Genomic DNA, 26,462 nt, shown 5'->3' on the forward strand with positions numbered 1-26,462 from the left:
GGCGGCACTTGGTCGAGAACTTCTTCTGTAAGATCAAGGAATTCCGCCGCATCGCCACCCGCTACGACAAAACCGACACCAGTTTCGCGGCGGCCATCCAACTCGTAGCGACCGTCTTGGCAACCCGATGAATGTCAACAGACCCTAGGACAATAAGCCTTCAATCTCACGGTTGGACGACATTGATCCGGTGCCATATCCAACCAAGACATAAAAAGGCTTCAAATCTCTCCTAAAGTTTGTTAGCCTCTTGTCAGTGGCGGCCAGGAATTGCTCTCTTGAACGCGCTTCAGGAGCGCCATTCCGTGTGCGCATTTCCCTACAACCCCAGTCTGTTTCAGAGGTGACAGCGGTATGCATGCATAGATAAAACTGTTTTCTTGTTCATATAGCCTTCAATTTCATGAGTCTTCGCTGTTTCTGCGTTTTCTCATGTAGTTTTACTTTCCCTGTGGTTGGCGGGAGGCGGTCGCAACGCGGCTGTCAAAATTGCTGGCGTGCGGACGAAAGTCCTTGCCTTGCGTGCCTCTCCACCCCGGCACGCCCCTGCTTCCCCCTGCTTCCAATGAAGGCTGCACGACGGACCGGTCCCTTTCGGGGTCCGGAACCACACGCATTTTGCCAAGAGCGGAGGCATCAGCGGATGACCGCGAAAATCGCCGTAAACGGCGTTACCCGGATTTTCGGGCGCCACCCACGTCAGGCGCTCGACCTGCTGAAGGCGGGTCTTTCCAAGGAAGAGATCTTCAAGCGCACGGGCCAGACCGTCGGCGTCCTCGACGCCACATTCGAGGTCGAGGCCGGCGAAATCTTCGTCATCATGGGCCTGTCGGGCTCCGGCAAATCGACGCTGGTCCGGATGCTCAACCGACTGATCGACCCGACCGCGGGCGAGATCCGGATCGACGGGCGGGACATCACCAAGCTGTCGCGCGCCGAGCTGACCGAGCTGCGGCGGCGCGACCTGGGCATGGTGTTCCAGTCCTTCGCCCTGCTGCCGCACTTGCGGGTGTGGGAAAACGCCGCCTTCGGGCTGGAGATCGCCGGGGAAAGCGTGAAGGCGCGGCGCGACAAGGCGCAGCAGGCGCTGGACGCGGTCGGCCTCGGCGCCTACGCGGAGAGCTTCCCGCGGGAGCTGTCGGGCGGCATGCAGCAGCGCGTCGGTCTGGCCCGCGCGCTCGCCAACGAGCCGTCCGTCCTGCTGATGGACGAGGCCTTCTCGGCCCTCGACCCGCTCATCCGGACGGAGATGCAGGACGAGCTGCTGCGCCTTCAGGCCGAACGGCAGCGCACCATCGTCTTCATCAGCCACGATCTGGACGAGGCGATCCGCATCGGCGACCGGCTGGCCATCATGGAAGGCGGCCAGATCATCCAGGTCGGGCGCCCGGACGAGATCCTGAAGCAGCCCGCCAACGATTATGTCCGCTCCTTCTTCCGCAACATCGACGTCACCAAGATCCTGACGGCGGGCGACATCGCCCGGCGCGATCAGGTGACTCTGATCCGCCACACCGGCGAAGGCCCGCGCGCCGCCGTCCGCCAGCTGCGCGAGCGCGACCGCGAGTTCGGCTATGTCCAGGACGGCCGCCGCCGCTTCCACGGCGTGGTGTCGGTGGAAACGCTGGTCACCGCCATCGAGCGGCGCAACGGCTCCGCCACGCTGGACGAGGCGCTGCTGCCGGGCATCGAGCCGCTTCCCGTCGACCTGCCAATGGACGAGGTGCTGCCGCGCATCGCGTCGGCGCCGTGTCCGCTGCCGGTGGTGGACGGGCAGGGCGCCTATGTCGGGGCGATCTCCAAGACCGCCTATCTGGAAACCCTTGGACGGACGCGCTGACCATGGAGTTCAAGCTTCCCATCGGCGATTGGGCCGACGCCGCCGTGATGTTCCTGCTGGACCACGCGCAATGGCTGTTCGACGGCATCGACCTCGTGGTCGGCGCGGTCGCCGACGGCGTCCAGGCCGCCCTGACCTCGCTGCCCGGCGTGGCGCTGGCCGCCATGGTGGTGCTGATCGGGCTGTGGCGGAACGGCTGGCGCTTCGCGCTGTTCGCCGCGGCCTCGCTGCTGGTCGTCGCCGGGCTGGGCATGTGGCACCAGACGGTGGACACGCTGGCGCTGGTGCTGACCGCGACCGCCATCGCCCTGACCATCGGCGTTCCGCTGGGCATCGTCTCGGCGCGCAACGACCGCGTGGAAACGGTGGTGCGTCCGGCGCTCGACCTGATGCAGACTATGCCGGCCTTCGTCTACCTGATCCCGGCGGCCATGCTGTTCGGGCTGGGCCGGGTGCCGGGAATCATCGCGACGATCATCTTCGCCATGCCCCCGGTCGTCCGCCTGACCAGCCTGGGCATCCGGCAGGTCCCGCACGAGCTGGTCGAGGCCGGCCTCGCCTTCGGCTGCACGCCGCGCCAGCTGCTGTTCAAGGTGCAGATGCCGACCGCGCTGCCGTCGATCATGGCCGGCATCAACCAGACCATCATGCTGTCGCTGTCGATGGTCGTCATCGCCTCGATGATCGGGGCGGGCGGCGTCGGCAACGAGGTGCTGCGCGGCATCCAGCGGCTGGACATCGGCCTCGGCGTCGAGGGCGGACTGGCCGTGGTGATCCTGGCGATCCTGCTCGACCGCATCACCCAGAGTTTCGGAAACCCGGACGCGGGGGGCCGCTCCCCCCGGTCCGCCTTGCGCTCCCTGCTGAACCGCCGCCGCACGGATCGGCCGAAGGACGACGCGCACCTGTCTCCCACGCACGGAGTCACCGAAGCGGGATGAACCGCCATCCCCAAAGCCATACAAAACAAAGGATTTTTTGCATGAGACGCACGTTTCTGAAGATGATGGCCCTCGGCGTCGTCGCCGTGATCGGCAGCACCGCCCTGTCCTCCGCGAGCCTCGCTGCGGAGGACAAGAAGCCGGTCCGCATCGGCTGGACCGCCTGGTCCGACGCCGAGGCGGTGACCAAGCTCGCCCAACGCCTCATCCAGGAACGGCTGGATCAGCCGGTCGAGCTGGTGCTGGCCGACATCGGCCTGCAGTATCAGGGGCTGGCCAAGGGCGACCTCGACTTCATGATGATGTCCTGGCTGCCGACCACCCACGCCTCCTATCTGGACAAGGTGGGCAAGGACATCGTGCCGCTGGGCATGCTCTACACCCGCGCCCGCCTGGGCTGGGCCGTGCCGGACTATGTGCCGGAGGATCAGGTGAAGACCATCGCCGACCTCGCCAAGCCGGAAATCCGGGAAAAGCTGAAGGGCAAGATCCAGGGCATCGACCCCGGTTCGGGCCTGATGCAAGCGTCGGAGAAGGCGCTGAAGGACTACGGTCTGAACGACTACGAGCTGGTGTCGGCCAGCGGCGCCGCGATGACCGCCGCCCTCGGCCGCGCCGTGAAGCGTGACGAGTGGGTCGCCGTCACCGCCTGGAGCCCGCATTGGATGTTCGCGAAGTGGAAGCTGCGCTACCTGGAGGACCCGAAGGGCTCGCTGGGCGGGCTGGAGCGGGTCCACGTCATGGCCCGCAAGACTTTCTACCAGGATCACCCCAAGGTCGCGGAGTTCCTGACTCGCATGTATCTGCCGCTGGAGGATCTGGAGGCGATCATGCTGGAGGCCGACGGCACCTCCTATGAGAAGGCGATCGACAACTACATCGCCAACAACAAGCAGCGCGTGGACTATTGGGTGACCGGCGAGATGCCCGCCTCCTGACGAGGCCGGGACAGGTCCGAGGCACTGCCCTTACCCTCACAAGGGTCCGGACAATGCCTCGACGCTGTCCTTCAGCACGCCTTCCAGGTTTCCGGCCAGGGCCATGGCCTCGTCTGGTGGCGCCCTTTCCAGCGCCAGCGCGAGGTCGCCCAGCCGCTTCGCCCCCATGTTCCAGGACAGCCCCTTGAGCGTATGGGCGGCGCGGCGGTGCTCGTCACCGGCGGCCAGGGCGGCGCTGATCTGCGCCACCTGCTCCCGCGCGGTGCGGGAAAAGCCCTCCAAGGCCTCGGACCAGAACTCCGGACCGAGCGCGTCGGCCACGCTGTCCACCTGTTCACGGTCCAGCAACTCCGCCACCGGAGCGCTTTCCCGAACCGCCTCGTCAACCGGCTCCTCAGCCGCCTTGTCAGCCGCCTTGTCAGCCGAACTGTCGATGACCGCGCGGATCGCCGCGTCGAGCGCCGCCGGACGCAAGGGCTTCGGCACGAACCCGTTCATGCCCGACGCCATGCATTCCGGAAGCGAACTGCCCGAGGCGTGGGCGGTCAGCGCGATCACCGGCACTCCGTTGCGCGGCGTCGGCAAGGCGCGGATCAGGCGGGTGGCGGTCAGCCCGTCCATGCCCGGCATCTGAACATCCATCAGGACAACGTCGAAGGGCTCCCCCGACCGCTCCACGGTCCGCACCGCCTCGTCCCCGTCCGCGGCGGTGACCACGCTGTGCCCGCCGCGCACCAGCAGGCCGCGCACGATGTCCCGGTTCACCGCGTTGTCGTCCACCGCCAGAACCCGCAACGGAGGCAGAGGGATGCCCCGCGGCGCCTCCGCGGCGTGGCGCAGCGCCGCCGGATCGCCCGGCGCGCAGGCGACCGAGAAACGGAACAGGCTTCCCTTGCCGGGCGCGCTGGTGACGGAAATCGTTCCGCCGAGCAGCCCGCACAACTCCTTGCAGATCGCCAGCCCCAGCCCGGAGCCGCCGTAACGGCGGGTGATGGAGCTGTCGGCCTGGGTGAAGCGGTCGAACAGCGACGGGATGGACTCCGCGGCGATGCCGATGCCGCTGTCCTCCACCTCGAACTCCAGGAGGAAGCGCCCGTCCGGCAGATCGGCGCCGCGGCGGGCACGCACGGCCACATGGCCGGCGCCGGTGAACTTCACCGCGTTGCCGACCAGATTGAACAGAATCTGCCGCAGGCGGGCCGGATCGGTGACCACCGCCTCCGGAACGGTGGGCAGCATGTGGCAGGACAGGGACAGCCCCTTGTCCGCAGCCGAGGGCTGGAACACCGCCATCACCGCCTCCACGAGGTCGGCGGGCGCGCAGGTCTCCTCCTCGATGGCGATCCGCCCGGCCTCCAGCTTTGAGAAGTCCAGGATGTCGTCGAGCAGCCGCAGCAGGCTTTCCGCCGAACGGCGGGCGACGCCGGCCAGACGCCGCTCCTCCGGTTTCAGCCCGTCGTCGTCCAGCAGGGTCAGCGTGCCCAGGACGCCGTTCATCGGCGTGCGGATCTCGTGGCTGATGGTCGCCAGGAACTCACTCTTCATCCGGTTGGCGTGTTCGGCGCTGTCGCGGGTGCGGCGCAGGTCGGCCTCGATCTGCTTGGCCTTGGACAGGTCGTGGAAGACGCCAATGAAATGCTCGCGCCCGCCGGCCCGCCAGCTCGACAGGGCGATCTCGGTTGGCACCAGCGTGCCGTCGGCGCGCCGGACCGGCACCTCGCGGATCATGCCGCTCGGGCTGCCGCGGCCGCTGGACTGGTAATCCCGGAACAGGCGGTCGTGGTTGCTGGCCTGCCCGTCCGGCATCAGGGCGGTGACGCTCCGCCCGATCATCTCCGCCTCGTGGAAACCGAAGAAGGCCTCCGCCGCCGGGTTGAAGCCGGTGATCACGGCGTTCTGATCGGTGACGACGATGGGCTGCCCGACCGCGGCGAACATGGCGCGGTAGCGCCGCTCGCTGTCGCTCAGCGACCGTTCCGCCCGACGCCGTTCCGTCACGTCGGAGCCGGAGCCGCGGTAACCGGCGAAGTTGCCCTGGTCGTCGAAGACGGGCTTGCCGCTGAGCGACCAGATGCGGGTGTCGCCGTCCGGTCCGCGGACCGCGAATTCGAAATCGCGGAAGGGCTGCCGATCCTCCAGGGTGCGGCGGTGTTCCTCCCAGTAGGCGCCGTCGCCGGCCTCGCGCTGGGCGATGTCCTCGCAGCGCCGGCCGCGGTACAGTTCGGGATCGCGGATCGAGCCGGCATAGGCTCCGGATACGCCGGCGAAGCACAGATCGGCGTCCATCTCCCAGAACCAGTCGGACGCCGTCTCCGCGATGTCGCGCAGCTTCGTCTTGCTGGCGCGCAGATGCCGCGCCGCCTCGTCCAGCGTGGCATGGGATCGCTCCTGGGCGCGGCTCTGCAACATCACCAGCGTGGCCAGGACGAGCAGCAGCGCGGTGGTCAGGCTGGCCCCGACGGAGTAGGCGCGCTGCCGCGCCCAGGTTTCGGCCATGAACTCCGCCTCGCCGAAGCCCGCGCTGACGATCAGCGGGTAGTGCGGAAGGCTGCGGAAGCTGGTCAGCCGGGCCACCCCGTCGACGGGACTGACCGAACGCAGGAAGCCTTGCGTTTTTTCCTGCGCCTGCCGGAGGATCGGCGACATGCCGAGTGCCATTCCGATGATGCGGTCGTCCATGACGCTGCGCGCGCGCAGGATGCCGTCGCGGCCGATGATGGAGATGATGCCGTCATGGCCGACATTCAGATTGTCGAAGGTGCGCCCGAAATAGAAGGGGTCGAGCGAGGCGACGATCATCCCCCCGAACCCGCCGTCGGGGGCGTCGACCTTGCGGCTGAGCTGGATCGACCATTTGCCCGACGCCCGCCCGAAGACGGGCCGGCTGATGAACAGCCCCTGGACCGTTCCTTCCTTGTGCACTCGGAAATGCTCGCGGTCGGCCAGATTCACCTTGGCCGGGGCGTTGTCCACGCTGGTCTGGATCAGGTCGCCCTTGCCGTCCGCATAGGCGAGTTGGAGCAGCAGGTCGGAATCCAGCGTCGCGTTCCGCATCACGTCGCGCAGCAGCGGGCTCTGGCTGCCCAGCCGGTACAGATCGTAGCCGATGAAGGACAGGATGCGGTCGGTCCCGGCGATGGCCCGCGTGGTCTGTTCCGCGATGATGTGCGCCAGATTCCCGGTGTCGCGCTCGGCCCGCTGCAGCGCGTCACGCTGGTCGCGCTCCGTCAGGTAAAGGGCCGCGGTCCAGGCCGCCGCGGTCAGCAGGAGCGTGGCCATCCACACCCCGGAGACCAGCGCCCTGGACCGGAGCGCATAGGCCCGATGGCCGTGTTCGGGCAGGGGAAGGGAAACGGGTGTGTCCGGCATCGCGTCCTCCCGTCTAGCGGAACGCGGCGCCGTCCGTCCCGGTGAAATCCGGGTCGGGATGAGCGTCGTGAATGGTGAGGATCGACGTCCAGACGCGCAGGAAGGCGTCGACGCAGACCGGGTCGAAATGGCTGCCGCTGCGCTCGACGATGTAGGCCTTCGCGGTGTCGAGCGGCCAGGGCCGCTTGTAGGGGCGGGCGGTGGTCAGCGCGTCGAAGACGTCGGCGATGGCGACGATGCGGCAGGCCAGCGGAATCTCCTCCCCCCGCAGGCCCTGGGGATAACCGGTGCCGTCGTACTTCTCGTGATGGCCCAGCGCGATCTCCGCGGCCTCGCAGATGAGCGGGTGCTCGCTTCCCTGCAGCACGGCGTATCCGATCGCCGGATGCTCGCGCATCACCCGGATTTCGCTGTCGGTCAGGCGGCCGGGCTTCAACAGGATGGCGTCGGGAATGCCGATCTTGCCGATGTCGTGCATCGGCGCGGCCTCGGCCAGCCGGGCGCAATCGTCGGGATCCAGCCCGAGGCTTTCGGCGATGACGCGCGAGTAGTTCGCCATCCGCTCGATGTGCAGGCCGGTCTCCGGGTCGCGGTACTCGGCGGCCCGGGCGAGGCGGGCCACCAGCTCCTGCGCCTGCCGGCGGAGCTGGAAGGTCGCCTCCTCCACCCGGCTGCGCAGCACGGTGGCCTGATCGCGCATCATCCGCTGGCCCAGCCGCAGGCGCAGCAGGTTCTGCGCCCGGGCGAGCAGCTCCGGCACAACGATGGGCTTGGTCAGGAAATCGGTGCAGCCGCTTTCGAGGGCGGCCACCCGCAGCTTCACCGACGTGTCGGCGGTGATCATCACCACCGGAACGTCGGCGAGATGCCGCTGGGCGCGGATGCGCTCCAGCACGACCATGCCGTCGAGATCCGGCATGACATGGTCGATCAGGATCAGGTCCGGCGTGTTGACGGCCAGCCAGTCCAGAGCCTGCAGCGGGCTGCCCATGCCGATGGGCTCCGCGTCGTCGATCCGCCGGATGACCGCGCTGGTGATGAACAGCGTGGACGGATCGTCATCGACGATTACAACCTGCATTTTTGCGTCCGCCCCAGACCACCATTTCTGGTACCATTCGGAAATGATACACAGCAAAATCTTAAAGAATCTTGCTAAAATTGGCCATATGCGGGCGAGAACGCCGCGGCCGGACCGTCCGGCCGCGTGCAGGGAGCCTGCCGTGTCGGACGCGCCTCAGCGGGCGGCGGTCAGACCGCCGTTGGCCGCAGCGCCCGGACGGCTGAAGGCCGCGGCCAAACGGCGGAACAGGCTGCGCAGATAAGCGGCCCGCAGGGCTTCCGCCCGGCGGCGGATGTTGCGCAGTTCCGTGGACGACAAGGGGTTCGCGAAGCTGTCGGCGTTCATGGCTGTCCTCATGGCGGCCTCGAAGGCCGCGGTTCGAAGGGAATGTCTCTGGCGGTGCCGCTCGGGCGCCGGGTCGGCGGCTGGCCGTGGAAGGGGCCTGCGCGATGCCGGCGGAGGGGCGGTGCTGCCTGCCTGGATATAATGGCACCGCCGTCGCTAAAGCCAACGCGCCGATAACGCATGGCTTCCATTACTATGATGCAGCGCACAACATGGAAGAAAACGGCGCATCATCTTTCAGCAACACAAGTCTTCACACCGCTGTTAAAAGAGTTCATCGCAGCGCTATGACGGTGGTGACTTCCGCAGCGCTGCGAAGCGCGGATCTCCTGCCTTTCCAGCGTGACGGGAAGACACCAGGCCGGAGGCGCCCCTCGGAGGGCGGGTTGACCACACTCCGCCACCACGGCAGAGTTGAAGCCCGACCGTGGAAGGGGATTCCGCATGCTCCGCCCAGCGCTGCTCACCCTTGGCCTTCTTGCACTGCCGACCGCCGCCACTGCGGCGAGCTTTCCGTGCTCCAAGGCCACCACCCCAACGGAAAAGGCGATCTGCGCCGATCCGGCGCTCTCCGCGTTGGACGAAAAGCTGGCCGCAACTTACCGCGCGGCCCTTGAGCGCCTGTCGGGCGCCAGCCCGGAGGAGGGCGCCGCCGGAGCCGCGGTGAAGGTCGACCAGCGGGCGTGGCTGCGCGACCGCGACTCCTGCCGTGCCGACGCGGCTTGCCTGCGCCGCGCCTATGATGGACGTTTGGCCGTCCTGTCCTTCCGCAGCGATCCGGCCACCCCGTCGCCCGCTGGACGCTATGTGGGCCGCTTCGACCATGAGGGCTTCATCAACATTGCCGCCATCGCCCTGCGCAACGGGACGGTCGCCGTCAGCGTCAGCGGCGCCGAGCCCACGGCCGGACGCTGGGTGTGCGACTTTTCCGGCATCGGGCGGCTGGACGACCAAGAACGGCTGATCGTCGGCACCCCCGACGCGGAGGGCGGCGGCCTGATCCTGGTCGCCGCCAAGGACGGCGGGGTCGTCATCCCCGACCTGGAGCCCAACCGGGCCGCCAGCGGCTACTGGTGCGGCCACAACGGCAGCTTCATCTGGACCTACCGGCGCGCTCCCTGATCCGCGCCGCCTTGCGAAGCGCGTGCCTCGGCACCATTCCGTCGATGCATTGCGCGCAACTCAATAGCGCATAACCAAATACATTGCGCGCAATTCAATATTGCGCAATGGTTCTCCTCGACAACAAGCGGCAACCCGCTTCCCCGATCGAAACGATCCATCTGTTCAAAGGAGTGCACGCAATGAAGATCCTCTACACGACCAAGGCGACGGCCACCGGCGGGCGTGACGGCAAGGCGGAGACCGACGACGGCCTGTTGTCGGTGGCGCTGGCCGCCCCGAAGGAGCTGGGCGGCAAGGGCGGCGCAACCAACCCCGAGCAGCTGTTCGCCGCCGGCTATTCCGCCTGCTTCCTCGGTGCCATGAAGTTCGTGGGCAACCGCGACAAGATCACCGTTCCGGCGGACGTGACGGTGAGCGCCCAGGTCGGCATCGGCCCGCGCGACGACGGCGAGGGCTTCGGCATCGCGGTGGACCTCACCGTGTCGCTGCCCGGCCTGGACAAGGCGGCGGCCGAGGATCTGGTGGCCCGCGCCCACAAGGTCTGCCCCTACAGCCACGCGACCAAGGGCAACATCGCGGTGAACACCGCCATCGCATAACGGGCGCATAACAGGGTTTCATGCTTGCGGGCGTGTTGCGTGCCATATCCCCATGCGCTATGGGGTCGCGCGCAACAGGCCCGCGACGCGTCCCTGGCTGGGAACCCCCGAACGATGAGCACCGAGAACGACAACCCGCTGCTTCTGGCCAATCAGGCCTGCTTCGCCCTCTATTCGGCGAATCTGGCGATGACGCGGGTGTACCGCCCGCTGCTGGAAGCGCTGGAGCTGACCTACCCGCAGTATCTGGTCATGCTCCTCCTCTGGGAACAGGACGGCCAGACCATGAAGGCGCTGGGGGAGCGGCTGCTGCTCGACAGCGGCACGCTGACTCCGCTGCTGAAGCGGCTGGAAGGGCAGGGGCTGGTCACCCGCGGGCGCGACCCGGCGGACGAGCGGCTGGTGCGCATCCACCTGACCCCCCAAGGGACCGCTCTGCGGGAGCGTGCGACGGCGCTGCCGGAGCGTATCGCGGCGGCGGCCAACTGCCCGCTCCCCGACCTCGCCGGCCTGCGCGACGCGCTCCTGAACTTGCGCGACTCGCTGAACGACGCCGCCGACCGGGACTGAGGCCGGCGGCGGGGGATCGGTCAGCCGGCCTCGGCCATCGGCAGACGCGGCGGTTCCTCGGTCAGCCGCTTGGCGCGGCGGGCGCGGGTCTCCACGGTCGCCGCAGGGGTGACCGGCACGAAGTCGGTGGGCCGGCGGTCGTCGCCGGTGATCGCCCGCATGGCCGCCACGTTGGCGCTTTCCACTGCCTGCGCCTTGCGCACCTGGGCGAGGAACTTGGCGCTGGGCAGCATCACGTAGGTGATCCCCTCGATGCGGGCGCCCACCTTGTCGTAGAGCTTCTCCGCGCTGGTCAGGATGCCTTCCTCGACCAGGGCGTCCACCGCGGAAGTCACCGCGCGCAGCGTATCGCGGCGACGGCTCCACACATTCATGCCGCTGTTCTTGATGATCTCGTCCGCCGACAGGGTCATCGCCTTGGCGCCCAGATCACCCGGCACCTCCGCCCCCGAATAGTCGTACTCGGCGCTGAGACGGTTGTAGAGCCAGCGGGAAACCGGGCTTTTCAGCCGCATCAGCCATTGGTAGCTGACCGGCTTGAACTCCAGGTTCCGGATGGCCGAGGAAACCAGCGGGTTGAACTGCAGGTGGGTTTCCTCGTCGCCTCCCTCGTCGCCGATCAGGTCGGGGCGGGAGCGGATGGCCAGCACCGGGAAGGCCGTCGACTCCAGAAGGTTGGCCCCGCGGCCCTTCTTCACCCCCTCCGCCGGCTTGCCGATGATGATGCGCGAGCGCGCCAGGATGGTCAGCGCTTCGCGAATGTCGCGGATCGACAGGGTGTGGCCGACCGCCTTCAGCTCGCGCTGGATCTCGTAGAGGGTGAAGCGCATCTGGACCTTGTCGCGGTTCTCGCCGCCCAGCGACAGGCGCGAGCGGTCCATGGCGAGGCGGCGGACCACATGCTCCACCACCTGCTCGCGCTCGGCGGGAAAGACCTCGTATTCGATCTCGGTCTGGCCGTCGGCCTGAGCGGGCCCGTCGTCGCGGTTGACCATGTCGCGGTTGACCATCTTGGTCAGACGGGCGGGCTGGATGGTCAGGTGGAAGGTGCTGCCGTGATAGGTGAACTCGCGCTTGATCGACGCGACGAAATTGCCCTTCGCGGGCGCGGTTTCCGCGGACCGTCCGCCGTCGCGCGAGGCGAAGACATAGCGCGGCGCCAGATCGTACAGCGCGATCAGGTGCGACTGGGAGCGGTCCTCCAGCTCGAACAGAACCAGTTGCAGCGCGCCGGGTGTCGCGATCTTGCTCATCCAATCCCTCCTTGCCCGGCTATGACCATGCGGCGGCGGGCGCGCGCTGACAACCGCTTCGTGACGGGCGACCTCCTTCGGTATGGAGCCTTTGCCCGCGCCTATGGAGCGATAACCCGCAGGTATGGAGCAACAGCCCGCGCTTTTCCGGCACGGCGTTGAGATCCTTCGACTCTGCGGGCGACTCCACCATCCGATGCGAATCGCTCCGCACCGACAGGGGCGAGGGTGCGGGCTATCACTCCATGACCGCGAGTCTGCCCGCGAGTCTGCCCGCGAGTCTGCCCGCGAGTCGGAACTCCAAGGGCCGGACCGGCAAAGCGCGAGCAAAAGCTCAATACGGTGCTCGCCGCCGGATGACCACCCAGGACGGGTGAACACGGCAGAGCGCGAGCTATCGCTCCATGGCCGCGGGTAATTACTCCATGGTGAAGAGTGTGGAGGGGGATGTGCCTCCGCCGAAACGCGGGCTGTTGCTCCATACTCCAGCCTCAGCCGCGGCCTATGGCTCCAATAGCTGGGCCTCCAGAGGCGCGGGCTATCGCTCCAAGGGCGCGGGCTTCCACTCCAGGATTCCGATTCGGTGATGAAGCGCGAGCAATCGCTCCATGACAGCGGGCAATGGCTCCAGGAGCGCGGGCCAGGGCTTCAATGGCGCGGGTTACCGCTCCATGCCCGGCTATGGAGTGATTGCCCGCGGTTTGAAGAACCGTGCGCCGCTGGGAATCCTGATCCGCAAAGCCACCGGCCCGCCTTCCGTGCGGAGCCGGTCCCGACAGCCTTGCGGAGACCGCAGCATGACACCCCGCGACGACACACCGATGGACGCCCCACCAGATGACGGCCCGCCCGCCGACACCGGGCGATGGGGCCGGATTCCGGCTTGGTGGCTCGGCCACCCCGCCATCGACGCCGACGGTTTGGCCGTTTTGGCGGCGCTGGCGACCTACGCCAACGCCCGCGGCGAGTGCTGGCCGTCCCAGGCGACTCTCGCCACCGCGCTGAAGCGCAGCCGCAGCACGGTGAACCGCATCCTCGGCCATCTCGCCGAATCCGGGGTGATCGGGAGGGAGTCCCGCCGCTCCGCCTCGGGCGGACGTTTGTCCTGCCTGTACCGGCTGCGGCTGGTCCCCGGCGAAGGGGCGATACCCGCAGCCGATGCGGAGACTGGACGGACCGGAAAGCCCCCTGTGCAGACGCCGGTCAAGGATGTCGCTCCCGCCGACTCCCCTTGTGCGCCGGTGCGACAGAAACAGCCGGAATCTGAACAGACTCTGGACTCACACGCTTCGCGCGGGCTCGCGCAGGCCGTGCCGGACGGTTGGATGCCCGACGCCGAGGAGCGCGCCTGGGCGGAAAGCCGCTTCGCCGAGGTCGATCTGAACCGACACGCCGAAGGATTCCGGCTGCGCTGCCAAGCCCACGGCTACCGCTATCGCGATGCCGGGGCCGCCTGGAAGGCCTGGCTGGCGCAGGACGCCGCCGCCGGCAAGGCGCCGCTGCTCCGATCGCCAAGCCGCTCGGCCACCGCAAGGCCGGCAACCGCCACGCCGGTTCCCGAACAGAAGCTCGGCGCCTGGATGGCCGCCGCGGCGAAGCTCAACGCCACTCATGGCGCTGTTCATGGCGCCACCCCGCAAGCCCACCCGAACGTCTGGAGGTGAGGAAACACCATGACCGCACAACCGCGATCCGTCCCGCCCGGGGGGGTGAACCCTTCGGTCGTGACCCATTTGCCGTCCCGTCCGCCGCTTCCCTTCGATCCCGCCGCCCCTGCCCATGAGCGCGGTCTGGCGCTGGCGTCGGCGCTGCCGGTGCCGCTCCGGACCATCCTCGCCTCCGGACGGGTGGAGCGCCGGCCGCGCTTCGGCGACCGCGGTTTCGACGGGGTGACGGAGGACTGGAGCCCGCCCGACGGAGTGACCGGCCAACAGGCCCTGATGGCGCGGCGCGCGCTCGACGAGCTGACCGGCTCCATCCTGGCTCCGGCGACGCCGGACCATCTGCTGGCCCGCATCCTGGCCCTGCTCAGCCACTATCCGGCCAAGGGAACCGCGCCGGAGGTGGAGCATCTGGTCGCGCTCGACTGGGCGGAGGATCTCGGCGAGTTCCCGGCCTGGGCAGTCGACGCGGCGGCGCGGACCTGGCGTCGGACGCAGAAATGGCGCCCGTCCATCGCGGAGATGCGGGCGCTGTGCGAGGAGGCCTGCGCGCCGGAATGGGCGCTGGCGCGACGCCTGTCGGTGATCGCGGCGGCGGGAAGCGCGTCCGGAGACGGGGCGGGCGAGGGGACGGGCCACGGCCGCGCCGGACGGCTGCGCGCGCTGGCCGGGGGAGCGGTCCGGCGGATGGGATAAGCTGACCGCCCGGCTGAACCGCCTACGGCGTCCGCTCCTCGCGGATCGCCCGTTCGAAGGCGGCCAGCATCTCCACCCCCTCGGCACCGAATCGCCGCTCGATGGCCTCCCGCACCGCGGGTTGGGAGACCTTGCGAAACGCCTCCGCCTCGCGCGGGGTCAGCGTGTGGACCTCCATGCGCTGCGCCAGCGGCGGCAGGCCGCGATCCGAGGATTCGATCAGGCGGCTGAGGCCGCGGCTGGCGACGACGCCCAATCGGGCGCCGTTCATCACGGCCGCGCGGTCGCTGGGGGCGAGGTCGTCCAGGAACTTGGCGTTCATCACCCAGACATAGGGGAGGAACAGGTGGTTGCTCAGCGTCAGATGGCGCTGCACCTCGTCGAAGCGGGCGAAGCGGACGATCGGCACCGGATTCATCTGGCCGTCCACCGCGCCGGTGCCCAGCGCGTTGTAGAGGTCCGACCAGGCGACGTTGACCGGCGTGCCGCCCAGGCTGCCGATCATGGTGCGGTGCGTCTCCAGATCCATGGTGCGGATCTTCAGCCCCTTCATGTCCTCGGGCTGGCGGATCGGGCGCTTGGAGTTGGTGATGGTGAACAGCCCGCCCGGATCGCCGAAGCCCAGCACGGCAAGGCCCGCCTTGCGCCGGATCTCCTCGGCCAGCCGGTGGCCGAAGGGGCCGTCGAAGACGTCGTAGGCGTTGGCGACCGAGGAATAGGCGAAGGGCAGGTCGATGACCGCCAGCATCGGGTAGAGCGGCGCCACCCCGCCGACCGAGGAGATGGCCGACTGGATGGTCCCCTGGCGGACCAGCTTCACCGCGTCGCCGTCGCGGCCCATCTGGCCTTCGGGAAAGATTTCCACCCGCACGCGCTTCTCGGTCGCCACCTCCACATGGTTCTTGAAGACGATCGCCATCGCCCCGGCGGTGTTGTCGAAGGCGTCGTTGCGGTTGGGGTGGGCCAGCTTGATGACCGTCTCGGCGGACACCCCGGCGGCGGCGAGCGCCAGCGCCAGTACCGTGCAGGCGGCCAACAGCCGCGCCGTCCATCTGCGTTTCATCGCGTCCTCTTCTGGCTACTTGGTCTTGAAATGCTCGGCGGGGTCCCAGCCGTCGCCGGGCGGGTCGGCGATCAGCCGCTCGCAGCGCGCGATGTAGAGCCGGGCCAGCGCCGCCACCTCCGGCTCGTCGGCCAGCGGCCGCAGGAGGTCGAGCGCGGCCGACCAGCGCCGGCCGCGGAAGAGCGAGACGGCGACGTGCCACTGGCGGCACAGGTCGTGGGTCTCCGGTGGACGCGCGAAGGCCGAATGCGGGTCGAGCGCGCCGACCAGCTCGAACAGCTCGATCGGCGCCGACAGGCCCGAGGGCACCGCCAGATCGACGGGGCGGAGCAGGAAGCGGCCGCGCACCGCGTGCTCCACCGCCCCCGTCACCAGGATGCTGGTGCCGTAGACCTTGTTCAGCCCCTCGATGCGCGAGGCGAGGTTCACGTGGGAGCCCAGCGCCGTGTACTGCATGCGGTCGGAGGAGCCGACGTTGCCCACCACCACCTCCCCCAAATGCAGGCCGAAGCGGGTCGGCATCGGCGGCATGCCGGCGGCGAGGCAGGCGTCGTTGATGGCGCGGTTGACCGACAGGCAGCCGAGCGCGGCGAGGCAGGCGTGCTCCGCGTGGTCCGGGTCGGGGCGCGGGGCGTTCCAGAAGGCCATGATGGCGTCGCCGATGAACTTGTCCACCGTGCCGCCATGGCCGTGGATGCAGGCGGTCATCCGCTCGAAATAGGTGGTCAGCCGGTCCAGCACCTGCTGCGGCGGCATGGACTCGCTGGTCGCGGTGAAGCCGGCGATGTCGCTGAACAGGATGCTGAGGGCGCGCGTCTCGCCGCCCAGCTCGCCGCCGTCGCCGGTCACGATGATATCGCGCACCAGCGCCTTGGGCACATAGGCGCCGAAGCGGCGCAGCCCGCCCTTCATGGCCTCCACGGCGCCGGCCAGCTCCGCCACCTCCTGCACGCGGGTGCGGACGGCGAAGCGGCCGGTCAGGTCGAAATGGCGGATGCGCTTGGTCTCCGACACGATGTCCTGCATCGGGCGGGTCAGCCGGTGCGACAGCCACAGCAGCAGGAGGACCGAGACCGCCAGCAGCCCGGCGCCGATCACGACGATGCGGTAGGTGGCGCGGCGGAGGGAGCCGACGAACTCGTCCACCTCCACCGCCACGCCGACGGTCCAGCCGCCGCCGATCCCGTCGGTCAGGGTCGCGAACTCGACGATGTAGTCGCGGCCCATCGGCCCCAGCGGGGCGATGAAGCGGTCGCCGGCCCCTCTGTTGCGGCGCTCCACCGCCTCGGCCAGCACCGGGTCGGGGAAGGTCGCGGTGGTGTGGAGCGCCGCCATCGCGCCGTCGCCGCCGACCAGCAGGTCGGCCCGGTTGTGGCAGATCACCCGCCCATTACCGTCGATCACGAACACCGCCCCGGACGGTCCGATGCGCAGGGCGTCCAGCCGGGCCGCCAGCCTGTCCAACGAGACGTCGGCCCCGATGGTGCCGATGGGCACCCCGTCGTCGGTGGCCATCCGGTAGGAGACGGTGACCACCGGGCGCCGGGTCACCGGCAGGACGAAGGCATCGGACATCACCGCCGACCCGGCCTTCTGCGCCGCCACGTACCAGGGGGCGGCGCGCGGATCCTCCGTCGCCTCCACCCGCTCCACGCCGGTGACCTGCCCCCAGGAGCGCAGATAGAAGTAGGAGTCGGCGAACCGGCCCGAACTGGAATCCTGCATGCGCAGGGCGAGCGCGCTGCCCGGCGGCGGATCGGCGGGGCCGAAACGCCCGCCGTCGGGGGCCAGCCGGGCCATCTGGAAGAAGGCGCCGTCCCCGGCGAAACCGACATAGAGCGAGGCGAGTTGCGGCAGGGTGGCCAGGGCGTCGGAGAAGTAGCGCAGCGATTCGATGCGGCGCAGCCCGTTCCGGTCGATCCGCCCGAAGCCGGCCATCGCCTCGGCGACGCGGGCCACCGGGCTGACCAGCCCGTTCAGGTCGTTGGTGACCGTCTGGGTGGTGCGTGCGATGGATTGGGACGCCACCTCCAGCGCGCTGCGGGAGTTCTCATGGAAGAGATAGCTGAGCATCACCGCGATCAGCGGCACCGTCGTCAGCAGGAAGACCAGCGCGATTCCCACGCGCAGGCGTATCCGGTACGGCGTTTGGGACATCGGGCGGTCTCCGGAGGGCCAATATTGCGGTGACAAGGGGAGCCTCAGCCGCCGGCCGGGGCGGACAGGTCGCGGACGAAGAGGAGGCGGTCGTGCCCGTCGTGCTTGGGCTTGCGCGCGAAGACATGCATGCCGACCGACAGCATCCCGCGCACGCTGGCCGTGTTCTCGGGCCGGACGGTGGCGAACCAGTAGCGGTGCCGGTCCGGCGGCAGCGCCCCTTGGGCGGCGGCTTCGATCAGGCGCCGGTGCAGGCCCCGCCCGCGCCGGTCCGGATGCACCAGGATGCCGGTGAAGTGCAGCGCCCGCTCGAGGTCCCCGTCCGGAAGGCCGTAGTCGCGGCCCAGATTGTGGGCGGACCGGCCGGGGAACTGCACGGCGAGGAAGCCGGCGAGCGCGCGGTCGGCCAAGGCGCCGAGCACCACGCCATGACCCTCCGCCGGTCCGGCCAGCATCTCCGACAGCTCGGCCTCGGTAAGCGGGTGCATGAGGGGGCCGCAGGCCTTCCGCTGCAACGCCATGACGGCGCCCAGCGCGTCCGGCGTCAGCAGGGCGAAGCGCAGCCCGGTCATTGCCGGCCTCCCGTCCGCTGGCGCGCCGTGCGGTGCGGGACGGTCCGCCGCCAGGTCAGCAGGGCGAAGAGCAGCAGGCTGCCGGCCAGCAGCGCGCCGATCAGGCCCACCCCCTCCGGCCCGGCGCCCGGCGGGACGGCGGCGGCCAGCGTGCCGAACAGCAGCGGCCCGGCGGCCTGCCCCAGCTTGCGGGTGTTGACGTGCAGGGCCAGCACGGAATCGCGCCGCCGCGCCTCGCGCGCCGCCAGAAGCTCGGCGTGGCGGATCTGGGCGGACAGCCCGAAGCTCTCGGCGAGGCCGATCAGGAACACCGTGGCGAAGGCCGTCCACAGCGACGCCTGGAGGCCGAACAGGGCCAGCGCCCCGGCGATCATCGCCGCGGACAGCAGAGTCACCCCCAGAATCGGCAGGTGCCGCGCCGCCATGCGGGTCAGCAGCGGCCCGGCCAGCACGACGCACAGGCCGTGCAGCAGGTAGGCGCGGCCCACCGTCGCCGACGACAGGCCGAGATCCGCGATAAACAGCGGCAGATAGAAGGGCAGGAACATCGCCGCCACCGCGGTGGGCAGGGAGACCAGCGCCAGGAACAGCGGCACCCTGATGCGCCGCCGCGGGTGAGTCGCTCGATGGCATGGCGAGGGAACCGTCGCGGGCGTGCAATGCGCATCCGGCGGGACGGCTCCGGGCAGGCGGGGGATACCGAAGGCGGTGTAGAACAACCCGGCGACCGGGATCAGGGTGCCAGTGGCGAACACCGTCACCGGCCCGTAGGTGGTGGAGAGCAAAGCGCCCGACACGGCTCCGCAGTTCACCCCCGCATACATGCCGGCGAACAGGCCGGGTTGCAGAGCGGAGCTGTCGGTCACCCCGCGCAGCCGCCCGATCAGGGCGTTCGCGGCGATCAGCCCGGCCATGCCGCCCGCCCCGCTCAGACCGCGGGCCAGGACGAACAGCAGCGGGTCGGCGGCCAGCGCCGCCACCGCGGCCAGCGCCATTCCCACCGCGGCCATCACGAAGCCGGCCAGCGATACCGCCCGCCAGCCGAATCGCCCGGTCAGCCGTCCGGCGGCCAGCGCCGCGGCGACCCCGCACAGCATCTCCGCCGTCAGGGGCGCCGCGGCCATCTGGGATGGCGAGAGCAGGGGAAAGGGGGCCCCGCCGAAGCTGGTCATCAGCAGCGGGACGAAGGACACCGGCAGGAAGGCGCCGAAATACATCAGGAAGGCCGAGAAGCGGATGGAGCCGGCGAAGTCGCCGGTCTCACCCACCACAGCGCGCCCCTCTTCCGAACGATGGACCATCCGCGTCCGCCCGCCGAGCACGCGGTCCATCTCGAACATGAACAGCAGCGAGGTGACGAGGATGGTGGCCATGTCCAGCCCGAACTCGGTCAACTGCGCGGCCACCCGGTCGCCGTCCACAACGGCCACCAGTTCGCGCGCCTCGCCGCCGCGGTCCTGGGCGAGCGGCCATCGCAGCGTCACGTCCGGCATGTCCGACAGGAAGGGAGCGCCGCTCACCATGTGGCGGTCGTCGTGCGCCGGTGGGTTTGCGTCGGGCATGGCCAGTTCGATGGATTGCAGGGTGGGCATGCTGGCGCGGATGCGCTCGAAATAGCCGTCGACCCCGGCCAGGGACTCGTAGTCCAACCCGCGCCGGACCACCGACTCGACGTCGTTGCGGATCATCCGGGCGACGATCTGGGTCGCCTGCTCGGCGGCCTCCAGATGGGCGGTGGAAATCAGCGTGTAGCATTCCGCCGCCGCCGCGGTCTGGGCGGCCAGCATCGCGCCGAGCGCCAGCAGCCGGCGCAGGCGTTCCAGCCGGACCCGGCGCCCTTCCGACGCGCGGCGCAGCCCGAAGGCCATGGCAAGGCCGGTCAGGCCGAGGAAGCCGACCGTCCCCAGCCCCGTCCACAGGAGCTGCGGCAGGGTACGGTCGCGGAATTCCTCGACGCGGTCGTCCACTCTCGCGCTGTCGGATTGCACGATGAGAAAGCCGGCGGGGGCGTCGGGCTTCCGGCCGTCCCGCTCGGCCTCGCCGGGATTGCGGATCGGCAGATAGAGGGTGTAGGTCCCGTTGTCGGCATCGTGCCGGAACCAATGGGGACGCCGCTCCAGCTCCGCACGGGCGCGGCGCAGGGTGGCCTCCGCCATCGGCTCCACGGGCCGCCCCTTGGCGATGGCGACGACGCGCCCGTCCGCCACCGCCACCCCGATTCCCCGCACCCAGGGCAGATTGGCGGCGAGTTGGTCGAGGATCGCCTCCAGCCCATAGAAGTCGTCCAATGGCTTGCCGTAGCCCAGCGCGTCCTGGATGTTCTCCACGGTCTTGCCGCCGACCACCGCGAAGGCGGCCATCAGCGTGCCCGCGTGGTTCTGGCGGAAGGAACCGAGATTGATGCTCAGGCTGAAGGCCAGCGTCACCCCCACCAGCAGAACGGACACAAGGAAGGCGCGGAGGGGGCCGGAACGGCTGGACGGGGCGCCGGGTGAGGCCATGGCTAGAGCACTCCGTGCAGTGAATCCGCCGCCAGAAGCGCCGGGAAGGGGATGCGGTAGCCGATGGCCGCCGCGGTCGCCGCGTTCCAGGCGATGGACGGGGTGTCGAAATAGACCTGCGGCAGGTGGCGCAGCGGCTCGCCGGCCATGACGCGGGCGAGGGTGGCGGCGCCGAAATGGCCGATGCCCGCCATGTCGGCGCGGGCGATGCTCATCAGAGCGCCGCGCTCCACCTCCTCGGGGCCGAGCTGCGAGAAGGTCGGGATGCGCTGTTTCAGAAAGGGCCGGGCCAGCGAGGTGAAACGGTCCAGCGGCCAGCGCCCGTAGGTGATGTAGACGGCATCCGCGTCGCGCGACAGCGCGTCCCAGGCGGCGGTCAGATCGACCTCGTAGCGGTACTGGTCGAGGTGATCGATGGGTGCGCGGACGTGCCGCTCCACCAGCTCGAATCCGATCCGTCCGGCGGCGGCCTCGATGTCGGGCAGCGAGGCGATGGCGCGGCCGGTGGGGCTGTCGTCGTAGGCGATGCCCAGCCGCCGGAACTGGAAAGTCTTGTGAAAGATGGACAGCTGGCGCTGGAACCGTCGCGGGTCGAGATGCGCCCACACATGGTCGCGCCCCGTGTCGGCCTCCGACTCGACGATTCCGGCGGCGATCGGGTTGGTGCAGGAGAAGGCAAGGACCGGCACACGATGCGCGTCGGTCGCCAGGGCGACGCCGGCGACCGTCCCCATGACGATCATCAGGTCGATGTCGCGCGTCTGGTGCAGACGCGTCACCAGCGCGGCGGCGCCGTCGGGCGTCAGGTTGGTGGCGTGGGCGTCGGCGACGAAGTCCAGGACCGGGCTGCCGGCGCGCCCGGCCAGCCAGGACCACAGGGCGGCGGTGTCGGTCTGGCCCGGACGGTAGGGCATGCCGGTCAGCGCGCCGGTCCAGCCCATCCTTTCCAGCTCGCCCAGGATGGCGGCGAGCGTCGCGGCGTAATTGCCGTAGGGCATGGATTCGGCGTAGCCGACGCGCCAGCGCCGCGGCACGTCCCGGACCGACGGGAGCGGGCGGGGGGCGGCTGGGACCGCCGGCGACGGGCAGAGGGCGCCGAGTCCGGCAGCCGCCGCACCGGCCATCCAGCCCCCGGGGGGCCGCGCTGGGGCGCAGCCCGGACCGCGCCGCGATGTCCTCCGCGGTGATCCGGTGATCGCCCTGCCGCCCGATCAGGACCGCCTCGTCGCCCGGCTGGACACCGGGAATGTCCGTCAGGTCGGCCAGCAGGCTGCTCATGAAGGGGCGGCCCAGGACCGGCGCCGGGCGTCCGCGGATCAGCAGGACCCCGCCGGCCAGCCGGTGCAGGTGGTGGCCGTCGGAGAAGCCGAAGGGCAGCACCGCCACCGGCGTGCGCCGGGGGGCGGCGCTGGCGGCGGCGTAATCGGCGACGTCGCCCGGTTCCAGCGCCGTCACGCGGGTGACGCGGGCCTTGACGCTCATCACCGGAGCGAGGGGGAGGGGCAGCTCCCCATCCACCATGCGGATGCCGAACAGGGCGCCGCCGCAGCGCACCGCCGTGCAGCCGATGCGCGCTGCGGCCTCGGTCAGCAGGGGCCGGCCGAGCGCCGCGCTGCTGAGCGCGTGGACCAGCGGCGGCAGCAGCCCGGTTGCCCGTGCCGTCTCGACCGCCTCGCCGAACCGCTCCAACTCCGCCAAGCCGCCGTCCTCGTAAGGCCCATAGGCGCCGGACAGGTGGGTGTAGAGCCCTTCCAGCCGCAGCGCCGGCGCGGCGGCGACGGCGGCCAGCAGGTCGGTCAGTTCCGCCCGCGGCACCCCGAAACCGGCGAAGCCGGTGTTCACCCGGACATGCACCTCCACCGTCCGCCCGGCGCGGTTGGCGGCGGTGGCGAGCGCCCGCGCCTCCGCCGCGCTGGTGACGGTGGCGCCCAGCCGGTGCAGGGCGGGCAGCCGCAGCTGGCTGGGCAGCGGCGGGTCGATCACCAGGATGGGGGCGGTGATTCCGGCCCGTCGCAGGGTGATCCCCTCGCCCATGTCGGCGACCACCAGCCCGTCGATCCCGAACCGCTGGAGCGCCCGTCCGACCGGCCCGGCGCCATGGCCATAGGCGTCCGCCTTGACCACGCCGAAGACCGCCTGACCGGGAGGAAGGCTGCGGCGCAGCCGTTCCAGGTTCCGGCCGAGGGCGTGCAGATCGATGTCCGCCCAGGCGGTGGTGCTGCCCCGCCGGCCCGTCCGCGTTCCCGTCATGCAAGGAACTTCGCGCTGATGTCGGTCGAGGATTCCTTGCCGATCTTGTCAAAGTGCTGATCCAGGAACTCCTCGGCCTTGTGGCGGCCCGTTTCGAACATGTACATCAGGAAGTCCCAGTCGGCGTTCAGCTTGCTGGTGACGCCCAGCTTCTCCACGACCTCTTCGGCGTCGACGGTGTGGATGTGCATCTTCTTGTGCTTCTCGGGGCTGAGTTCCCCGGAGTCGATCAGCTTGGAGACGAAGTCGACGACGCGCAGCTCGCGCATCATGCTGGAGTTGAAGCTGAGCGTGTTGACGCGGTCCATGATCTCGCGGGCGGTGCGCGGCGGCACCGGCACGCGGACCGGGTTGATCTGGATGATCAGGATGTCGCGGCTGTCGCACTGCTCGATCAGCGGGAACAGCGGCGGATTGCCGGAATAGCCGCCGTCCCAGTAAAAGGCGTTGCCGACCTGGACCGCCTGGAACAGGAAGGGCAGGCAAGCCGAGGCGAGCACCGCGTCCACCGAGATGTCCTTGGGACCGAACACCTTCAGCCGGCCGGCGCAGACGTCGGTCGCCGCGATGAAGGTCTTGCAGGCCGGCGCCTTGCGCAGCCGCTTGAAGTCCACCACGTCCGACAACACGTCGCGCAGCGGATTCTGGTTCATCGGGTTCAGCTCGTACGGCGACATCATGCGCGACAGCGCGTCGAACATCTGCCAGAGCGGAGAGAAGTCCATGTTCCCCTTGCTGAACATCTTGTCGAGCGGGGTTGGCTGGAGCGGCCCTTTCTTCGCCTCGTCGGAAATGCGGCGCCAGAATTCGCGCAGCTTGCTCCGCGCGCCCTCGGGACCGCCGATGCTCAGGCCATAGGCGGTGACGGCGCAGTTCATGGCGCCGGCGCTGGTGCCGACGATGCCGTCGATGGTCAGGCGCCCGTCCTCCAGGATGCGGTCGATCACGCCCCAGGTGAAGGAGCCGTGGGCGCCGCCCCCTTGGAGCGCGAGGTTGATCGGCTTGGCGCTCTTCCGGTTGGAGGGTTGGACGGCGGGGGCGGGCATGGTCTGGTCGGGCATGAATGGCTCCGGTCGTTGGTGTCCTGGTGAGGACGGCGGAATGGGACGGGTCGTGCTCGGGTGTGCGGCGCTGGTCAAAGCGCCGGTTTCATCACCTTGGGAGGGGCCTTGGTCGGGCGTGTTCTGGTCAGCACGCCGTGTTTGGTGGCGCGCCGCGCCTGGGGGGTGTCGGGCGGCGGTTTCGCCAGCAGGTCGCGGTGATCGGGAACGGCGCTGCGCAGATAGCTGCGGATCTGCTGAATCCATTTGCGCGCCAGCTCTTCGGAAATGGACAGCTCCGCCGCAATGTCCGCGTAGGGCTGTTCCTCGATGAAGCGCATGCGGGCGGCCTGACGCATTCGCTCGTCCCGGATGCCGTCGAGCGATTCCAGGACCTTGACGAGCAGAGCGCGGTCGGCGTTGGTGCGTTCCGGGTCCATGGCGTCCCGTCCGCTGGAAACGTCGGCGATGGAGGCAATCTCGACGAGGGAGCCGACCAGGACGGGATGGCGCTGGTGGGCGCGATGCCGGTCGATGAAATGGTTGATGGCGGTGCGTCGCAACCAAGTGCGCGTTTTGATGATGGAGCGTGCGTAGAGGGGCAGGACGTCCGACAGATTGATGCAGAGCCCGCTCAGGCAGTCGTGAATTTCCTGCCTGTTTCCTTTGCACAACCGGTGGTATGTCCAAAACAGGTCGGTGTAATGGCGGCACCAGAAGACCCAGAAGGCGGTCTGGTCTCCGGTCGCGATGCGTTCCAGAAGGCCGGAATCCTCCAGCTGATGGAGATCTTCCCCGGTGCGGGAGAGGAGCCGCGGCGATCCGGCCATGGACAGCGAGGGCCAGGGGCGCTTCGCTTCCCGCCGCCGATCCAACGCTGTTCCGGTGGGGAGGTCCCCTAAAGGTTGCGCTCTTTGCTGCATATGACGTCCCTTGCGCGTTTTGCTCAAGGGACGCTCGCCAAGTTCTATGCGTGAACGAACTGGATATACTTTTTTTCGAAATACCTATGTATTTCGCACGAGCTTATCTAAAAAAAAGCCTATCCGACCACAACCGCACTATGTCCTGATAATCAAGCCATGGCTATGCACGCGCAGGCAGGTGCGTCGATTCTATGGATACGCAGCGAAGGATCGGTGTGGGGATAGTAACGCCGTGCGGCACCGGGCCGCTCAAGGCTTCAAGGATAAAGGTGGATTAACCAACGGGATCGAATGCTTGATCGCCGTTCCGTTAATGTTTCCAGGTTTCTATAATTCAGAAGATGGGTGCCGCTGCGTGCGGGGCCGTCCAAAGCTTCTGCCGGATGGCAGGAGTGGAGGGGCTCGAACCCCCAACCCCCGGTTTTGGAGACCGGTGCTCTACCAATTGAGCTACACTCCTGTCGCCGCTTTGCAGCGGGAAGCCGCTTTTAGGCGATTTCAGGGCGCCGCACCAGCGGAAAATTGCTGCAATCGGGTATGAAGCGCTCTTTCACCGGGAGTACGACGGAGAATGGGGCAGGGGGGGGCACCGTGAACGTGGCCGGGCCGTTGTCAGCCTCGGCCCACACGATATGGAAAGAAAAAATTTACCAAACAAAGCCACTTCCTGCCACGCAGCGCATATTTCTGCTCACCAAGCCGCAGAAGTCAGCCATCTTTGAAAGTATCGGTTTCAATTTTTAAAAGATGACTTCACAGAAGACATCGCTGACGTATGAAGAGCGGCGGATTCAAACGGCTTTCGCATCACGGGCCGGCAAAGCCGTAGCCCTGCAGAATCGCTTGGCCGGCCGGGGATAGAATGCTTTGGGCGAACGCTTCCGCCCGCGCGCGGTCCGTGCCGTTCAGCACGGCCAGCCCATAGTCTGCGCCCACCGCCATCGCCGCAGGCAGGGCGACGATCCTCAACGCTGGAGCTTCCAGCGCCGCGAAGCTGCCGGGGCGCAGGGCCTCGGCCTTGCGGAAGACGTCCCAGACATAATCGCCGGCGGGATCTGCTTGCGGCGTCGAGGTGCCCAACCGGATGCCCGGGTCGAGCAGGCGGTTGAGCAGCGTGTCCTCCGAGACCTCCACCTCCGGCTGGGCAATGGCGCAGAGTTGGTTGCGCGCGAAGGGGTGAACGGTCGTCGCTCGTCCGGCGTCGGCCAGCGCACGGGGATGCGCCATGTTGGCGGAGGCGAACAGGCCGCTTTCCCCGCTCTGCAACAGCCGCGCCTTCAGCAGACCGGAAGGGGCGAAGACGGTGGCGACCCGGATGCCCACCCGCGCTTCGAACGCCTGCGCCAGTTCGCTCAGCGCGGCCTTCAGGCTGCCGGCGGCAAACAAATGCACCGCACCATCCAACCGCGCGCCCGACATGTCCATGGAGGTCATTGTCCAGACCGCTTGTGTCCAAACGCCTTTTTCTTGTGCATAGAGCACGGAACAGACTTGGAAACGTGTGAGGAACAACGCACGCCACCACCGTGGGCCCAGCAGCCAGATTGAACTGC

Annotated in this window: 20 protein-coding genes, 1 tRNA gene and 2 pseudogenes; 9 read left to right on the plus strand and 14 right to left on the minus strand. The window is 68.8% G+C overall.

Going from position 1 to position 26,462, the window contains the following annotated elements:
- The 4 genes and pseudogenes from AC1DVI_RS29755 to AC1DVI_RS29770 form a co-directional block, all read left to right on the plus strand.
- A pseudogene (locus AC1DVI_RS29755) lies at positions 1-131 on the plus strand (IS5/IS1182 family transposase); the annotation flags it as partial.
- A gap of 512 nt (positions 132-643) precedes the next feature.
- A complete protein-coding gene (gene proV / locus AC1DVI_RS29760) occupies positions 644-1,840 on the plus strand; it encodes a glycine betaine/L-proline ABC transporter ATP-binding protein ProV (protein ID WP_476961034.1) in 1,197 nt (398 codons plus the stop codon).
- A 2-nt stretch (positions 1,841-1,842) separates the two neighbouring features.
- Positions 1,843-2,781 (plus strand): ABC transporter permease, encoded by a 939-nt coding sequence (locus AC1DVI_RS29765; RefSeq protein ID WP_476961035.1) that lies wholly within the window; start codon positions 1,843-1,845, stop codon positions 2,779-2,781.
- 41 nt (positions 2,782-2,822) lie between these two features.
- On the plus strand, positions 2,823-3,719 hold the full coding sequence (locus tag AC1DVI_RS29770; protein WP_476961036.1) for a glycine betaine ABC transporter substrate-binding protein: 897 nt from the start codon (positions 2,823-2,825) through the stop codon (positions 3,717-3,719).
- Between the two features lie 36 nt (positions 3,720-3,755).
- Here the strand turns inward: AC1DVI_RS29770 and AC1DVI_RS29775 are convergent, their stop codons facing one another.
- From AC1DVI_RS29775 to AC1DVI_RS29785, 3 genes are all read right to left on the minus strand, one after another.
- Positions 3,756-7,088 carry a PAS domain S-box protein gene (locus AC1DVI_RS29775; RefSeq protein WP_476961037.1) on the minus strand — a complete coding sequence of 1,111 codons (3,333 nt, stop codon included), beginning with the start codon at positions 7,086-7,088 and terminating at the stop codon, positions 3,756-3,758.
- 13 nt (positions 7,089-7,101) lie between these two features.
- The gene (locus AC1DVI_RS29780; RefSeq protein ID WP_476961038.1) at positions 7,102-8,169 is read right to left on the minus strand and encodes an HD domain-containing phosphohydrolase; all 1,068 of its coding nucleotides are present in this window, start codon (positions 8,167-8,169) and stop codon (positions 7,102-7,104) included.
- A gap of 156 nt (positions 8,170-8,325) precedes the next feature.
- A complete protein-coding gene (locus tag AC1DVI_RS29785; protein WP_476961039.1) occupies positions 8,326-8,508 on the minus strand; it encodes an RSP_7527 family protein in 183 nt (60 codons plus the stop codon).
- 432 nt (positions 8,509-8,940) lie between these two features.
- Here AC1DVI_RS29785 and AC1DVI_RS29790 point away from each other — a divergent pair, with 432 nt between their 5' ends.
- The 3 genes from AC1DVI_RS29790 to AC1DVI_RS29800 all read left to right on the plus strand — a co-directional run bounded on the left by AC1DVI_RS29790 (position 8,941) and on the right by AC1DVI_RS29800 (position 10,790).
- A complete protein-coding gene (locus tag AC1DVI_RS29790; RefSeq protein ID WP_476961040.1) occupies positions 8,941-9,618 on the plus strand; it encodes a lysozyme inhibitor LprI family protein in 678 nt (225 codons plus the stop codon).
- Between the two features lie 182 nt (positions 9,619-9,800).
- Complete coding sequence (locus tag AC1DVI_RS29795; protein ID WP_149163968.1) at positions 9,801-10,220, plus strand: organic hydroperoxide resistance protein; 420 nt, start codon at positions 9,801-9,803, stop codon at positions 10,218-10,220.
- 114 nt (positions 10,221-10,334) lie between these two features.
- On the plus strand, positions 10,335-10,790 hold the full coding sequence (locus AC1DVI_RS29800) for a MarR family winged helix-turn-helix transcriptional regulator (protein ID WP_476961041.1): 456 nt from the start codon (positions 10,335-10,337) through the stop codon (positions 10,788-10,790).
- Between the two features lie 20 nt (positions 10,791-10,810).
- Here AC1DVI_RS29800 and AC1DVI_RS29805 read toward each other — a convergent pair whose 3' ends face one another.
- Positions 10,811-12,043 (minus strand): plasmid replication protein, encoded by a 1,233-nt coding sequence (locus tag AC1DVI_RS29805; RefSeq protein ID WP_476961042.1) that lies wholly within the window; start codon positions 12,041-12,043, stop codon positions 10,811-10,813.
- 797 nt (positions 12,044-12,840) lie between these two features.
- Between AC1DVI_RS29805 and AC1DVI_RS29810 the strand changes: the two genes are divergently transcribed.
- Positions 12,841-13,707, plus strand: coding sequence for a helix-turn-helix domain-containing protein (locus AC1DVI_RS29810; RefSeq protein WP_476961043.1), 867 nt, complete (start codon positions 12,841-12,843; stop codon positions 13,705-13,707).
- Positions 13,708-13,767: 60 nt separating this feature from the next.
- Positions 13,768-14,400, plus strand: a complete 633-nt coding sequence (locus tag AC1DVI_RS29815; RefSeq protein WP_476961044.1) for a hypothetical protein — start codon at positions 13,768-13,770, stop codon at positions 14,398-14,400.
- A gap of 22 nt (positions 14,401-14,422) precedes the next feature.
- On the opposite strand, the gene AC1DVI_RS29820 is transcribed toward AC1DVI_RS29815, so the two are convergent.
- The 10 genes and pseudogenes from AC1DVI_RS29820 to AC1DVI_RS29865 all read right to left on the minus strand — a co-directional run bounded on the left by AC1DVI_RS29820 (position 14,423) and on the right by AC1DVI_RS29865 (position 26,334).
- Complete coding sequence (locus AC1DVI_RS29820; protein ID WP_476961045.1) at positions 14,423-15,463, minus strand: TRAP transporter substrate-binding protein; 1,041 nt, start codon at positions 15,461-15,463, stop codon at positions 14,423-14,425.
- Positions 15,464-15,478: 15 nt separating this feature from the next.
- Complete coding sequence (locus AC1DVI_RS29825) at positions 15,479-17,620, minus strand: adenylate/guanylate cyclase domain-containing protein (protein WP_476961046.1); 2,142 nt, start codon at positions 17,618-17,620, stop codon at positions 15,479-15,481.
- A gap of 44 nt (positions 17,621-17,664) precedes the next feature.
- A complete protein-coding gene (locus tag AC1DVI_RS29830; RefSeq protein ID WP_476961047.1) occupies positions 17,665-18,192 on the minus strand; it encodes a GNAT family N-acetyltransferase in 528 nt (175 codons plus the stop codon).
- Complete coding sequence (locus tag AC1DVI_RS29835; protein WP_476961053.1) at positions 18,189-20,693, minus strand: MFS transporter; 2,505 nt, start codon at positions 20,691-20,693, stop codon at positions 18,189-18,191. The genes AC1DVI_RS29830 and AC1DVI_RS29835 overlap by 4 nt, the downstream gene beginning before the upstream one ends.
- Positions 20,694-20,695: 2 nt before the next feature.
- Positions 20,696-21,817, minus strand: coding sequence for an ABC transporter substrate binding protein (locus tag AC1DVI_RS29840; RefSeq protein ID WP_476961054.1), 1,122 nt, complete (start codon positions 21,815-21,817; stop codon positions 20,696-20,698).
- 88 nt (positions 21,818-21,905) lie between these two features.
- Positions 21,906-22,943: pseudogene (gene alr / locus AC1DVI_RS29845) on the minus strand (alanine racemase); the annotation flags it as partial.
- Positions 22,940-24,004, minus strand: coding sequence for a patatin-like phospholipase family protein (locus tag AC1DVI_RS29850; RefSeq protein ID WP_476961048.1), 1,065 nt, complete (start codon positions 24,002-24,004; stop codon positions 22,940-22,942). The gene AC1DVI_RS29850 and the pseudogene alr, both read right to left, overlap by 4 nt.
- A 74-nt stretch (positions 24,005-24,078) precedes the next feature.
- The gene (locus tag AC1DVI_RS29855) at positions 24,079-24,933 is read right to left on the minus strand and encodes an RNA polymerase sigma factor (RefSeq protein ID WP_476961049.1); all 855 of its coding nucleotides are present in this window, start codon (positions 24,931-24,933) and stop codon (positions 24,079-24,081) included.
- A 360-nt stretch (positions 24,934-25,293) separates the two neighbouring features.
- A tRNA-Trp gene (locus AC1DVI_RS29860) sits at positions 25,294-25,369 on the minus strand.
- Between the two features lie 347 nt (positions 25,370-25,716).
- Positions 25,717-26,334, minus strand: a complete 618-nt coding sequence (locus AC1DVI_RS29865; RefSeq protein WP_476961050.1) for a substrate-binding domain-containing protein — start codon at positions 26,332-26,334, stop codon at positions 25,717-25,719.
- Positions 26,335-26,462: the final 128 nt, after the last annotated feature.

The organism is Azospirillum sp. P4_B5 (genome assembly GCF_056402275.1).

What these genes read in the sequence shown, in the direction of transcription:
- AC1DVI_RS29770 (WP_476961036.1), top strand. Translation starts at nt 2,823, where the DNA reads ATGAGACGCACGTTTCTGAAGATGATGGCCCTCGGCGTCGTCGCCGTG.
- AC1DVI_RS29790 (WP_476961040.1), top strand. Translation starts at nt 8,941, where the DNA reads ATGCTCCGCCCAGCGCTGCTCACCCTTGGCCTTCTTGCACTGCCGACC.
- AC1DVI_RS29820 (WP_476961045.1), bottom strand. Translation starts at nt 15,463, where the DNA reads ATGAAACGCAGATGGACGGCGCGGCTGTTGGCCGCCTGCACGGTACTG.
- AC1DVI_RS29780 (WP_476961038.1), bottom strand. Translation starts at nt 8,169, where the DNA reads ATGCAGGTTGTAATCGTCGATGACGATCCGTCCACGCTGTTCATCACC.
- AC1DVI_RS29805 (WP_476961042.1), bottom strand. Translation starts at nt 12,043, where the DNA reads ATGAGCAAGATCGCGACACCCGGCGCGCTGCAACTGGTTCTGTTCGAG.
- AC1DVI_RS29775 (WP_476961037.1), bottom strand. Translation starts at nt 7,088, where the DNA reads ATGCCGGACACACCCGTTTCCCTTCCCCTGCCCGAACACGGCCATCGG.
- AC1DVI_RS29795 (WP_149163968.1), top strand. Translation starts at nt 9,801, where the DNA reads ATGAAGATCCTCTACACGACCAAGGCGACGGCCACCGGCGGGCGTGAC.
- AC1DVI_RS29810 (WP_476961043.1), top strand. Translation starts at nt 12,841, where the DNA reads ATGACACCCCGCGACGACACACCGATGGACGCCCCACCAGATGACGGC.
- AC1DVI_RS29800 (WP_476961041.1), top strand. Translation starts at nt 10,335, where the DNA reads ATGAGCACCGAGAACGACAACCCGCTGCTTCTGGCCAATCAGGCCTGC.
- AC1DVI_RS29765 (WP_476961035.1), top strand. Translation starts at nt 1,843, where the DNA reads ATGGAGTTCAAGCTTCCCATCGGCGATTGGGCCGACGCCGCCGTGATG.
- AC1DVI_RS29840 (WP_476961054.1), bottom strand. Translation starts at nt 21,817, where the DNA reads ATGGCCGGTGCGGCGGCTGCCGGACTCGGCGCCCTCTGCCCGTCGCCG.
- AC1DVI_RS29865 (WP_476961050.1), bottom strand. Translation starts at nt 26,334, where the DNA reads ATGGACATGTCGGGCGCGCGGTTGGATGGTGCGGTGCATTTGTTTGCC.
- AC1DVI_RS29830 (WP_476961047.1), bottom strand. Translation starts at nt 18,192, where the DNA reads ATGACCGGGCTGCGCTTCGCCCTGCTGACGCCGGACGCGCTGGGCGCC.
- AC1DVI_RS29850 (WP_476961048.1), bottom strand. Translation starts at nt 24,004, where the DNA reads ATGCCCGACCAGACCATGCCCGCCCCCGCCGTCCAACCCTCCAACCGG.
- AC1DVI_RS29825 (WP_476961046.1), bottom strand. Translation starts at nt 17,620, where the DNA reads ATGTCCCAAACGCCGTACCGGATACGCCTGCGCGTGGGAATCGCGCTG.
- AC1DVI_RS29785 (WP_476961039.1), bottom strand. Translation starts at nt 8,508, where the DNA reads ATGAGGACAGCCATGAACGCCGACAGCTTCGCGAACCCCTTGTCGTCC.
- proV (WP_476961034.1), top strand. Translation starts at nt 644, where the DNA reads ATGACCGCGAAAATCGCCGTAAACGGCGTTACCCGGATTTTCGGGCGC.
- AC1DVI_RS29835 (WP_476961053.1), bottom strand. Translation starts at nt 20,693, where the DNA reads ATGGCCTCACCCGGCGCCCCGTCCAGCCGTTCCGGCCCCCTCCGCGCC.